The sequence below is a fragment of the Kitasatospora sp. NPDC094016 genome, from assembly GCF_040304045.1.
In the GTDB taxonomy this organism is placed as follows: domain Bacteria; phylum Actinomycetota; class Actinomycetes; order Streptomycetales; family Streptomycetaceae; genus Kitasatospora.
Genome location: NZ_JBEOUK010000052.1, coordinates 13946 through 26141, shown reverse-complemented (window position 1 = coordinate 26141; position 12196 = coordinate 13946). Strand labels below are relative to the sequence as shown.

The following is a 12196-nucleotide window of genomic DNA, read 5'->3' as shown; positions in this document are numbered from 1 at the left end:
CGATCGAGCATCGAGACAGCACCTCACTGAGACGAATCTGGCCGCACCCTACTCCGTGCCCCCACCCGGCTACGGCCGCGGGGCCGTCCGCGAACGGACGGCCCCGCTTCCGGAAGACTGCGCGAGGCGCACCGCGCGGCCCCTGCGCGGTCAGTCGGCCGCGACGACGGTCGGCGTACCGGCCTCGACGCCCGCCTCCTGCATCTGCTCGGCGAGCTTGAGCGCCTCCTCGATCAGGGTCTCGACGATCTTCGACTCGGGGACGGTCTTGATGACCTCGCCCTTGACGAAGATCTGGCCCTTGCCGTTGCCGGAGGCGACGCCGAGGTCGGCCTCGCGGGCCTCGCCGGGGCCGTTCACGACGCAGCCCATGACGGCGACGCGCAGCGGCACCTCCATGCCCTCCAGGCCGGCGGTGACCTCCTCGGCCAGCTTGTAGACGTCGACCTGGGCGCGGCCGCAGGACGGGCAGGAGACGATCTCCAGGCCGCGCTGGCGCAGGCCGAGCGACTCCAGGATCTGGTTGCCGACCTTGATCTCCTCGGCCGGCGGGGCCGAGAGGGAGACCCGGATGGTGTCGCCGATGCCCTCGGCGAGCAGCGCGCCGAAGGCCACCGCGGACTTGATGGTGCCCTGGAACGCCGGGCCGGCCTCGGTGACACCGAGGTGCAGCGGGTAGTCGCAGGCGGCGGCCAGCTGGCGGTAGGCGTTGATCATCACGACCGGGTCGTTGTGCTTGACCGAGATCTTGATGTCGCGGAAGTCGTGCTCCTCGAACAGCGAGCACTCCCAGAGCGCGGACTCGACCAGCGCCTCGGGGGTGGCACGGCCGTACTTCTCCAGCAGGCGCTTGTCGAGCGAGCCGGCGTTGACGCCGATCCGGATCGGCACGCCGGCGCCCCGGGCGGCCTTGGCGATCTCGCCGACCTTGTCGTCGAAGGCCTTGATGTTGCCCGGGTTGACGCGGACCGCGGCGCAGCCGGCGTCGATCGCGGCGAAGACGTACTTCGGCTGGAAGTGGATGTCGGCGATCACCGGGATGTGGGACTTCTTGGCGATGATCGGCAGCGCGTCGGCGTCGTCCTGGGTGGGGACGGCGACCCGGACGATCTGGCACCCGGACGCGGTGAGCTCGGCGATCTGCTGCAGCGTGGCGTTGATGTCCGCGGTCACGGTGGTGGTCATCGACTGCACCGAGACGGGAGCGTCACCGCCGACCGGCACGTTGCCGACCATGATCTGCCGGGATACACGGCGCTTGGCGAGCGGCTTGAGCGGCAGGGACGGAATACCGAGCGAGATCGCGGTCATGTGCGCAGGGTTCCCCGGGGTTGAGGTGTGGTCGACCGCCCGGCCAGTGGGACGGCCGAGGCCGGGCGCGCCTCGATCGCGCACCCGGCCTCCACGGTACGGCACGGCGCCGGGCCCCAGCACACCCGCCGTACCCGAACGCTCTAGCTGAGCTTCACCGGGTTCACCAGGTCGGCGACCATCACCAGCAGGGTGAAGCCGATGAAGACGCTGGCCACGACGTACGCCACCGGCATCAGCTTGGCGACGTCGAAGGGGCCGGGATCGGGCCGCTTGAACATTTGAGCGAATCGGCGGCGGACCGATTCCCAGACCGCGCCCGCGATGTGGCCGCCGTCCAGCGGGAGCAGCGGCAGCATGTTGAACAGGAAGAGCGAGAGGTTGATCCCGGCGAGCAGGTTGACGAACATCGCCACCCGCTGACTGGCGGGCAGGTCCATGCTCACCAGTTCACCGCTGACCCGGGCGGCGCCGACCATGCCGATCGGCGAGTCCGGGTCACGCGGGGAGTCCCCGACGACGGCGTTCCACAGACCGGGGATCTTGCCGGGCAGCGCGGCCAGCGACTTCACCCCGTTCTCGGCCATGCCGACCATCCGGTCCAGGGACTGCCCGAAGCTCTGCTGGACGACCCCCTGCTTGGGGGTGAAGCCGAGGAAGCCGGCCTGCACGGTCTGGCCCTTGAGCGGCACGCCGTTGCCGTCGTACTTCTGCACGTCGTTGACGGCGATGACGGGCTTGAGGACGAGTTGCTGCCCGCCCCGGTCGACCAGGATCTCGACCTGCTGGCCGGCCGACTTCCGGATGTCCGCCTGGAGCTGGTCGTAGTCGCGGATCCGGTCGCCGCCGAAGGAGAGGACCTTGTCCCCCTGCCGCAGCCCCACCTCGTTGGCGGGGGTCTTGGGCGCGTCCGCGGGGCACACGTCGGTCGGCGAACCGGCCTTGACCACGCACTGTGCGACCGAGCCGATGGTCGGCACCGACGTCGAGACGCCGAAGCCCATCAGGACCGTCAGGAACAGGCCGAAGGCCAGGACCAGGTTCATGAACGGCCCGGCGAACATGACGATGACGCGCTTCCACGGCTTGCGGGTGTAGAACAGCCGGTGCTCGTCGCCCTCCTGGAGCTCCTCGTAGGAGGCCTCCCGGGCGTCCTCGATCATGGTGCGCCAGGGGGAACTGCTGCGCTTGGTGATCCGGCCGTCCGCACCCGGCGGGAACATCCCGATCATCCGGATGTAGCCGCCCAGCGGGATCGCCTTGAAGCCGTACTCGGTCTCGCCCTTCTTCCGCGACCAGACGGTCGGGCCGAAGCCGACCATGTACTGCGGCACCCGGATGCCGAACAGCTTGGCCGTCGAGAGGTGGCCGAGCTCGTGCCAGGCGATCGAGACGAGCAACCCGACCGCGAAGACCAGGATGCCGACCACCGTCAAAACCATTGCCACCGCTGGCCCTCCGTCATGCCGCTCCGCTCGTCGTCTTGTCTTACCGCAGTCACGCCCGGCCGGACACCCGGAACGGGTGCACCCGGCCGGAAACGGCCCACGCCGTCAACCCGCCGCCGTCACCCCGCCGCCAGCTCGCGGGCCCGGGCGCGAGCCCAGTCCTCCGCGTGCAGGACGTCCTCGACCGTCAGGGAAGTTCCCGGCACGGGCGTGCCGTGCTCGGCGACGACCTTGGCAACAGTGTCCACGATTCCCGTGAAAGCGAGGCGCCCCTTCAGGAACGCCTCCACGCACTCCTCGTTGGCCGCGTTGAAGACCGCCGGCGCGGTACCGCCCAGGGTGCCCACCTCGCGGGCCAGCTCCACCGCCGGGAAGGCCTCGTCGTCCAGCGGGAAGAACTCCCAGGTCGCCGCCTTGGTCCAGTCACAGCCGGGGGCGGCGTCCGGCACCCGCTCCGGCCAGCCCAGACCCAGCGCGATCGGCATCCGCATGTCCGGCGGGCTGGCCTGCGCCAGCGTCGAACCATCCGTGAACTCCACCATCGAGTGCACCACCGACTGCGGATGGACCACGACCTCGATCCGGTCGAAGGGCACGTCGTACAGCAGGTGCGCCTCGATCACCTCCAGGCCCTTGTTCACCAGGGTCGCCGAGTTGATCGTGACCACCGGGCCCATCGCCCAGGTCGGGTGCGCCAGCGCGTCCTGCGGCGTCACCCCGGCCAGCTGCTCACGCGTCCGGTTGCGGAACGGACCGCCGCTGGCCGTCACCACCAGCTTGCGGACCTCGGCCCGGGTGCCGCCCGCCAGCGCCTGGAACAGCGCCGCGTGCTCGGAGTCCACCGGCACGATCTGCCCCGGCCGCGCCACCGCCTTCACCAGCGGGCCGCCGACGATCAGCGACTCCTTGTTGGCCAGCACCAGCACCCGGCCCGCCCTCAGCGCGGCCAGCGTCGGCCGCAGCCCGATCGACCCGGTGATGCCGTTCAGCACCGAGTGGCACTCCATCGCGGCCAGCTCGGTCGCCGCGTCCGGCCCCGCCAGCACCGCCGGCAGCGCGGCGCCCGCCGCCTTCGCCGCCAGCGCAGCGCGCAGCGCCGGCTCGGCCGCCGGGTCCGCCACCGCCACCGTGTGCACGCCCAGCCGCAGCGCCTGCTCGGCGAGCAGCTCCACCCGGCCGCCGGCCGCCGACAGGGCGACCACCCGGAACCGGTCCGGGTTGCGGAGCACCACGTCGATGGCCTGGGTGCCGATCGACCCGGTCGAACCGAGGATCACCAGCTCCCGGGGGCCGGAAGGGTCCTGCACGGTGGGCGTGAACCGCAGCTGCGGGTGGGCGAGCGAAGTCATGCGCCCATTGTGTCCTGCCCGGGGCCCCGCGCAGGACGCCTCCCGACAGGACGCCGGTCCGCGCCCCGGGCTACCGTCGGAGCCATGCGTACCGTCATCGCCGGGGGCCACGGACAGATCGCGCTGAAACTCGAACGGCTGCTCGCCGCGCGCGGCGACCGGCCCGCCGGGATCATCCGCCGCCCCGAACAGGCCCGGGACCTCACCGACGCCGGCGCCGAGCCGCTGCTGCTCGACCTGGAGTCCGCCGCCGCCCCGCGACTCGCCGAACTGCTCGCCGGTGCCGACGCGGTGGTCTTCGCCGCCGGCGCCGGACCGGGCAGCGGCGCCGACCGCAAGAACACCGTCGACCGCGACGCCGCCGTGCTGCTCGCCGACGCCGCCGAACTCGCGGGCGTCCGGCGCTACCTGATGATCTCCTCGATGGGCGCCGACGCCCACGCACAGTACCCCTCCGACGAGGTCTTCGAGACCTACCTGCGGGCCAAGGGCGCCGCCGACGACGCCGTCCGGGCCCGCGCGGCGCTGGACTGGACGGTGCTGCGCCCCGGCCGCCTCACCGACGGCCCCGGCACCGGCCTGGTCCGGCTCGCCGCCTCGGTCGCGCGCGGCGCCGTGGACCGGGCCGACGTCGCCGCCGTCCTCGCCGCGCTGCTGCGCGAACCCGGCACAGCCGGGCGGACGCTGGAGCTGGTCGCCGGCGACACCGCGGTCGAGGAGGCCGTCTCCGCCGCGGGCGGGCACAACGGCTGACGCGAGCGGACCCGACGGCTGACGCGAGCGGACCCGACGGCTGGGCCGACCGGGCCCGGAACGGGCGAAGGGCCCGGTCACCGGACCGGGCCCTTCACCCACGGGTTCGGCTCAGAGGTCGAGGCCGCTGAGGACCAGGACCTTCTCGACCGTGTAGTCGTCCATCGCGTACCGGACGCCCTCACGGCCGACGCCGGAGTCCTTGACGCCGCCGTACGGCATCTGGTCGGCGCGGTAGGACGGCGCGTCACCGATGATCACACCGCCGACCTCCAGCTCCCGGTGGGCGCGGAAGGCGGTCTGCAGGTCGTGCGTGAACACGCCCGCCTGAAGGCCGAACGCCGAGTCGTTGACGGCCGCGAAGGCCTCGTCCACGCCGTCCACCCGGTGCAGCGACAGGACCGGGCCGAACACCTCGGCCTTGGCCAGGATCGCGTCCGCGGGCAGCTCGGCCAGCACGGTCGGCGCGTAGGTCGCACCCTCGCGGCCCCCGCCGACGAGCACCTTGGCGCCCTTGGCGACCGCGTCGTCCACCCAGGACTCCACCCGCTTCGCGGCGTTCTCGTCCACCAGCGGGCCGACGTCCGTCGCGTCGTCGTTCGGGTCACCGGTGACCTGGGCCCTGACCTTGGCCACGACCTTCTCCACCAGCGCGTCGTACACCGACGCGTCGGCGATCACCCGCTGCACCGAGATGCAGGACTGGCCGCCCTGGTAGTTGGCGAACATCGCGATCCGGGTGGCCGCCCAGTCCAGGTCGGCCTCCGAGGACCAGTCGGCGAGCACCACGGCTGCGGCGTTGCCGCCCAGCTCCAGGGTGCAGTGCTTGCGCGGCACCGAGTCCATGATCTGGTAGCCGACCTTGTCCGAACCGGTGAACGAGATCACCGGCAGGCGCTCGTCCTGCACCAGCGCCGGCATCCGGTCGTTCGGCACCGTCAGGATGCTCCACGAACCGGCCGGCAGGTCGGTCTCGGCCAGGATCTCGCCCAGCACCATCGCCGACAGCGGCGTCGCCGGGGCCGGCTTCAGGATGATCGGGGCACCGACCGCGATCGCCGGGGCGACCTTGTGGGCGACCAGGTTCAGCGGGAAGTTGAACGGGGCGATCCCCAGCACCACACCGCGCGGGAAGCGGCGCACCACCGCGAAACGGCCCACGCCGCCCGGGTCGGTGTCCAGCCGCATCGTCTCGCCGTTGGTCCGGCGGGCCTCCTCGGCCGCCCAGCGGAAGACCGACACCGCGCGGCCGACCTCACCACGGGCCCACTTGATCGGCTTGCCGTTCTCCGCGGTGATCAGCTGGGCGAGCTCCTCGGTGCGCTCGGCCAGGCGCTTGGCCACGTGGTCCAGCGCGGCGGAGCGGACGTGTGCCGGGGTGGCGGCGAACACCGGCAGCGCGGCGACGGCGGCGTCCAGCGCCTCCTCGACCTGAGCCTCGGTCGGGATGCTCACCTTGCCGACCAGACGGCCGTCCCAGCTGTTGTGCACCTCGAAGTCGGCGTCGCCGCTCGCCCGTCGGCCGGCCAGCCAGAAATCGTACGTGGTGGTCACCGTGGTACCGGCCCTCTCCTCGTCGTCATCGGGCCCACGGGTGTGGGACCCGAACCCGAGGGTAGGTGGGGCGGCGCACCGACCGGATTGGCCGACTCGGAGCGTTCGCCCCCGACGCTGCTCCATCCCGTCCAGGGCCTCCCAGGCCTGGCCGCGCCCGGGCACAGCCCGGACGGCCCCGATGCGGCTCGGGTGCGACTCGGGTACGGCTCGGGTGCGACCTACTCCTCGCCGGAGCGCAGCGCCAGCCACAGCTCCATCCGCACGTCGGTGTCGTCCAGCGACCGCCCCAGCAGTTCCTCGACCCGCCGCATCCGGTAGCGCAGCGTGTGCCGGTGCACCCCGAGATCGGCCGCCGCCGCGTCCCACTGCCCGTGTCGGGACAGCCACGCCCGCAGCGAGGCCACCAGATCGCCGCGGGCCGTCCGGTCGTGCTCGCGCAGCGGCCGCAGCAGCCCCTCGGCGAACGCCGTCACCGCGTCCTCGCCCAGCAGCGGCAGCAACGACCCCGCGCCGACCTCCTCGTGGTCCACCGACCGCCGGCCACCGCGCAGCGCCACCGCCAGCGCCCGCTCGGCCTGCGCGTGGGCCGTCCCCGCGTCCTCCAGCGCGGCCGGCGCCGACACGCCCAGCGACAGTCCCTCGTGCTCCTCCACCGCGCCCAGACAGGCCCGGTGCACCGCCCCGTTGTCCAGCGCCAGCACCATCAGCCGCGCCCCGTGCGCGCCGTCCTCCCGCGCCACCAGCAGCTTCTCGCCCACCCGGGCACCCGCCTGCTCGGCCCGGTCCCCCAGCTCCCCGAGCGCCTCCGCGGCCTCCGCGTTCGGCCCGGCCCCGGCCACCAGAACCCGTATCGTCCCCTCCGGCATGCCGCCGAACAGCCCCACCGCCACCTGGCGGGCCGTCGCCACCTCGCCGGCCAAAACCATCCGCAGCAGCGCCGCGCCCATCCGCTCCTCGGCCTGGCGCAGCTCGCGCGAGCGCTCCAGCGTCAGGGTCAGCAGCGCCACCGCCGCGTTCAACACGTACCGCTCGGTCGGGGTGATCCGGTCCTCGGTGCCCACCGCCAGGAAGCCCCGGGCCCGCCGGTCCGCCCCCAGCGACTGGACCACCACGTAGTCCTCGTCCGCCGTGTCGATCCCCGGCGCCCGCCCCTGCAACGCGGCGCTCGACGGCGCCGGACGCCGGCGCAGCCGGTCCACCTCCGCCGCCAGCCGCCCCGCCCGGCGCGCCGCCCAGTCCGGCGCCACCACCGACAGCGCCCCCGACCCGTCGTACAGCGCCGCCCAGCCGCCCAGCCTGGCCGCCAGCCGGCGCACCACCGCCGTCGTGCCGTCCTTGCCCAGCGCGGCCCGGGTCAGCTCCTCCTGCGCCTCGAAGGAGGTCGTCACCGCCTCGTACTGCTCCGCGGCCAGCGCCGCGGACACCACCTTGCTGATCGCGATGAACGGCGTCGGCTCCGGCACCCGCAGCAGCGGCAGCCCCCGCTGCGCGGCCGCGTCCACCAGCGGCTGCGGCACCTCCGTGTGCGACAGCCCCACCCCCAGGCCCAGCCCCACCACCCCGGCATCGGCCAGCCGGTGCACGTACGCCTGCAACCGGGCCGCCGTACGGCCCAGCTTGATCCCGGTGGTGAGCAGCAGCTCGCCACCCTCCAGGAACGGCGTCGGGTCGTCCAGCTCGCTGGTGTGCACCCAGCGGACCGGCCGCTCCAGGTGGTCCGCGCCGGCGAGGACCGTCAGATGGAGCGAACTGTTGCGGACAACGGAGGCGAGTGTGGGGGGCATGGCACCTTCGGGGGATCGACCTGACCGCGCCGTTGCGGCCGGGCGAGGAGAGGGCAATGGGACAAGTGAGAGTCTCTCCCCCTCATTATGGACGCTCCGGACAACCGGCACTGCCGAATCCACCGTGAAGGCGAGCTTCCGCCCCGCGCCCCGTCAGCCCCGAAGATCCACCAGCAACGGCGGCACCTGCTCCCCCGACACCGCGGTCAACGACACCACCGCGTGCCCCGCCGGCAGCGCGTGCGCCAGATCCGACGGCGACCAGCGCAAGCGCTCCACGTCCCGCGTCGTCACCGACTCCGTCTGCGCCGCCGTCCCCGACAACGCCCGCCGCCCCAACCGCCCGGCCCGCCGCACCACGCCGCCCGAGGTGTCGGGCGTGTGGGTCACCGCGGTCTCCTGCACCAGGTGCGTCCCCCAGGCCTCCGAGAACAGCCGGCCGTCCCACGGCGCGATCCCCGGGAACGCCATCCGGCAGCCGACCGCGCCGAACAACGGCGCCCGCAACGCCTCCGGCAGATCCACCAGCGTGCGCAGCAGCAGCACCGCGCCCGCGTTCGCCCCCCGCATCCGCTGCACCCCGCGCACGGCGGTCGCGTCCAGAGCCGCCGAGGCGTCGTCCACCACCAGGCCGGCGAACAGCGAACGGTCCGTACGGGCCCCCGCCGCCTGCACGAACTGCCCCACCACCAACCGGGACAGCATCCGCGCGGCCTCCGGATGGCTGCGCTCCGGCAGCTTCACCCGCACCCGCAACGGATGGTCCAGCACCCGCATCGCGAACGGGGGCCGCCCGGTCCCGTCCGTCGCGAAGGCGCCCTCGAAGGCCGGCCGGTCCAGCAGCGCCAGCCGGTCCGCCAGCAGCGCACCGGGATCGTCCGCCCGGCCGCGCTGACGCTCCCGGTGCTCCAGGTCCCGCTCGTACACGGCCAGCTGGCCCGCCACCCCGAGCACCTTCACCAGGGCCGCCAGCACGTCCGGCTCACCGGCCAGCAGCGCCCGCAGCTCCCGCACCCCCGGATAGCGGGCGTACGCGGCGTGGAACGGGCCCACCACCTGCTGCAGCGCCGTCCGGGCGTTCTCCGCGCGCGCCGTCAACTCGTCCGGCAGCAGCGCCTCGGCCAGCCGGGCGGCCGCCTCGTCCGGATCCTGCGCCGCACCGTAGAGGTCCAGCCCGTACACCGACGCCGGATCCCCGGGCGCGATCACCACGTCGTACCAGGCGTCCGGGCCGAGATCCGCGTCCGCCGCCCCCACCACCACCACGCACGCGGTACCGGCCAGCGCCTGCAGACACAACGCCTCCGCCACCGGCCGCGCCAACCGCGCCGTCTTCCCCGTCCCCGCCGGACCCACCGCCAGCAGCGACGTGCCCAGCAGCGCCGGATCCAGCGCGAAACCGGCCGCCCGATGGCTCAGCGGGTTCTTCGGCACGTCCTGGGCGGTCCCGAGGCAGACCTGGCCCAGCAGCAGATCGTGCCGCTCACCCCGGTCCGCCAGCTCCCGCGACTCCGAAGGGTGCGCGAACGCCGCCCCACCGCGCGCCGCCACCTGCTCGACGAAGGCCGGCACGAACGCCGGATCCGCCTGAGCCGACTCCCACGCCCTCTGGATCCGCACGTAGTCGACGTCCCCGACCGCCTCCCCCTCCAGCCGCCCCGCCGCCTCGGCCGCCCCGCCCTGCCGCAGCCCGCCCCACGGATCCAGCCGCCGCACCACCGGGGCCACCGCCACATCCTCCTCCGCGGGCTGCTCCTGCGTCACCGCCCGCGACAGCAACGGCGACACGTACCGCCGCCACACCTCGGGCCACCGGCCCATCCGGCCGAAGAGCTTGATGACGACGCCGATCACGAGCGCGTTGACCACCAACAGCGTGAACATGGCCTCGGACTCGGACGGCGACGCGAGCGGGCCGATGCCGGCCTGTCCGCCGCACCACACGAGCACGTACATCAGGAGCTGCGTGCCGTAGAGATAGACCAACCACCCCACCACCGCGTTGAGTCCCGCCCGCAGGAGCAGCGGCCAGGCCGCGACCCGGGCCGCCTCCGCCCGTTCCGGGTCGATCGGGCGGTAGCCCAGCCGGTAGACGCCGGGTTCGGCTTCCGGGCGCGGGGCTGCGGCCCAGGTGGGGAGGTCGAAGGCGGGGGCCCCGTCGGTGCGGGTGCCGGGCCGCTGGTGCGGCATGGGGGCCGGGGGTCTGGTGGTGGTCGGATCGGTGTGGTGGTGTGCCCCGTCGTGCGCCATGTACGGCCCCGCTCCCTCGCCCGCCCGGCCCGATCGCCGTCGGTGCCGCCATACCCATGCCGCCGTACCGGCGACACGCCCGCGCTCAATGTAGTGGAGCGGGGCCTGCTGGTAGTCGCACCACCCGCGCTGGCCGCGCCGGACAAGTCGGACGGCTCAGTGCTACCGAGTGGCGCATGCCCGGCCGGGGAGGGCGGCCGTAGCCTGCGAAGCACCGAGCCGAGAAGTCTGGAGAACCCCATGAGCGCCGCAACGCCGCTCCCGCAGGAGCGCCGCCTGGTCACTGCGATCCCCGGTCCGAAGTCGCAGGAGCTGCAGGCCCGCAAGCTGGGTGCGGTGGCGGCCGGTGTCGGCACCACCCTGCCGGTGTACGTGTCCCGTGCCAACGGCGGCGTGCTGGAGGACGTGGACGGCAACTCGCTGATCGACTTCGGCTCCGGCATCGCCGTGACGAACGTCGGCAACAGCGCCGAGGCCGTGGTGGCGAAGGCGAGCGAGCAGCTGGCCGCCTTCACCCACACCTGTTTCATGGTGACCCCGTACGAGGGTTACGTGGCGGTCGCCGAGCAGTTGAACGAGCTGACCCCGGGTGACCACGACAAGCGCACCGCGCTGTTCAACTCGGGCGCCGAGGCGGTCGAGAACGCGGTGAAGGTGGCCCGCGCCTACACCAAGCGCACCGCCGTCGTGGTGTTCGACCACGGCTACCACGGCCGTACGAACCTGACCATGGGCCTGACGGCGAAGAACATGCCGTACAAGCAGGGCTTCGGCCCGTTCGCCCCGGAGATCTACCGGGTGCCGGTGGCCTACCCGTACCGCTGGCTGACGGGTGCGGAGAACTGCGCCGCCGAGGCCGCCGCGCAGGCGATCGAGGTCATCAACAAGCAGATCGGCGCCGAGAACGTCGCCGCGATCATCATCGAGCCGATCCAGGGCGAGGGCGGCTTCATCGAGCCGGCCAAGGGCTTCCTGCCGGCGATCGTGGAGTACGCGAAGGCGAACGGCATCGTGTTCGTCGCGGACGAGATCCAGACCGGTTTCTGCCGTACCGGCCAGTGGTTCGCCTGTGAGGACGAGGGCATCGTCCCGGACCTGATCACCACCGCGAAGGGCATCGCCGGCGGTCTGCCGCTGGCTGCGGTGACCGGTCGCGCCGAGATCATGGACGCCGCGCACGCGGGCGGCCTGGGCGGCACCTACGGCGGCAACCCGGTGGCCTGTGCGTCCGCGCTGGGCGCCATCGAGACGATGAAGGAGCAGGACCTCAACGGCAAGGCGCAGCGGATCGGCGAGATCATGCTGGGCCGCCTGCGGGCGATGCAGGAGAAGTTCGACATCATCGGCGAGGTCCGCGGCCGCGGCGCGATGATCGCCGTCGAGCTGGTGAAGCCGGGCGGCAAGGAGCCGAACGCGGAGGCCACCGCGGCCATCGCGAAGGCCTGCCACGCCGAGGGCCTGGTGGTGCTGACCGCCGGCACCTACGGCAACGTGCTGCGCTTCCTGCCGCCGCTGGTCATCGCGGAGCACCTCCTGGCCGAGGGCCTGGACATCCTGGAGGGCGCTTTCGCCGCCGTCTGAGCGGTGTCGCCCGTCAGGTCGTGAACCCCTCCGGAGGGTTGTCCGGACAGCGCTGAACGGCCCGTGGGGACCTCTGGTCCTCGCGGGCCGTTCGGTTGTCACGGGCCGGTCGGAGGGGCCCGCCACCTGGTCGGGCCAGGTCGTCGGGGCTCCCGGAGGGCCG

General features: G+C 73.2%; 8 protein-coding genes. 2 read left to right on the top strand and 6 right to left on the bottom strand.

Translation table 11 applies throughout. The features are described from left to right. Positions 1-150: 150 nt before the first annotated feature. The 3 genes from ispG to dxr form a co-directional block, all read right to left on the bottom strand. Entirely contained in the window at positions 151-1311 is a 1161-nt protein-coding gene (ispG, locus tag ABT015_RS32665; RefSeq protein WP_063347631.1) for a flavodoxin-dependent (E)-4-hydroxy-3-methylbut-2-enyl-diphosphate synthase, read from the bottom strand. Between the two features lie 143 nt (positions 1312-1454). Further along, on the bottom strand, positions 1455-2759 hold the full coding sequence (locus tag ABT015_RS32660; RefSeq protein ID WP_350885644.1) for a M50 family metallopeptidase: 1305 nt from the start codon (positions 2757-2759) through the stop codon (positions 1455-1457). Positions 2760-2878: 119 nt separating this feature from the next. Further along, entirely contained in the window at positions 2879-4108 is a 1230-nt protein-coding gene (gene dxr, locus ABT015_RS32655; protein WP_350885642.1) for a 1-deoxy-D-xylulose-5-phosphate reductoisomerase, read from the bottom strand. Positions 4109-4192: 84 nt separating this feature from the next. Here dxr and ABT015_RS32650 point away from each other — a divergent pair, with 84 nt between their 5' ends. Next, positions 4193-4861: an NAD(P)H-binding protein gene (locus tag ABT015_RS32650; RefSeq protein ID WP_350885640.1), complete on the top strand. Its 669-nt coding sequence runs from the start codon at positions 4193-4195 to the stop codon at positions 4859-4861. 111 nt (positions 4862-4972) lie between these two features. Here the strand turns inward: ABT015_RS32650 and ABT015_RS32645 are convergent, their stop codons facing one another. The 3 genes from ABT015_RS32645 to ABT015_RS32635 all read right to left on the bottom strand — a co-directional run bounded on the left by ABT015_RS32645 (position 4973) and on the right by ABT015_RS32635 (position 10452). Beyond that, positions 4973-6415, bottom strand: coding sequence for an aldehyde dehydrogenase family protein (locus ABT015_RS32645; RefSeq protein ID WP_350885638.1), 1443 nt, complete (start codon positions 6413-6415; stop codon positions 4973-4975). Between the two features lie 221 nt (positions 6416-6636). Continuing rightward, positions 6637-8202, bottom strand: coding sequence for a PucR family transcriptional regulator (locus ABT015_RS32640; protein WP_350885636.1), 1566 nt, complete (start codon positions 8200-8202; stop codon positions 6637-6639). Positions 8203-8355: 153 nt separating this feature from the next. Next, a complete protein-coding gene (locus ABT015_RS32635; RefSeq protein WP_350885634.1) occupies positions 8356-10452 on the bottom strand; it encodes an ATP-binding protein in 2097 nt (698 codons plus the stop codon). A gap of 240 nt (positions 10453-10692) precedes the next feature. Between ABT015_RS32635 and gabT the strand changes: the two genes are divergently transcribed. Continuing rightward, entirely contained in the window at positions 10693-12033 is a 1341-nt protein-coding gene (gene gabT / locus ABT015_RS32630) for a 4-aminobutyrate--2-oxoglutarate transaminase (protein ID WP_350885632.1), read from the top strand. Positions 12034-12196 lie beyond the last annotated feature (163 nt).

What these genes read in the sequence shown, in the direction of transcription:
- ispG (WP_063347631.1), bottom strand. Translation starts at nt 1,311, where the DNA reads ATGACCGCGATCTCGCTCGGTATTCCGTCCCTGCCGCTCAAGCCGCTC.
- dxr (WP_350885642.1), bottom strand. Translation starts at nt 4,108, where the DNA reads ATGACTTCGCTCGCCCACCCGCAGCTGCGGTTCACGCCCACCGTGCAG.
- ABT015_RS32650 (WP_350885640.1), top strand. Translation starts at nt 4,193, where the DNA reads ATGCGTACCGTCATCGCCGGGGGCCACGGACAGATCGCGCTGAAACTC.
- ABT015_RS32640 (WP_350885636.1), bottom strand. Translation starts at nt 8,202, where the DNA reads ATGCCCCCCACACTCGCCTCCGTTGTCCGCAACAGTTCGCTCCATCTG.
- ABT015_RS32635 (WP_350885634.1), bottom strand. Translation starts at nt 10,452, where the DNA reads ATGGCGCACGACGGGGCACACCACCACACCGATCCGACCACCACCAGA.
- gabT (WP_350885632.1), top strand. Translation starts at nt 10,693, where the DNA reads ATGAGCGCCGCAACGCCGCTCCCGCAGGAGCGCCGCCTGGTCACTGCG.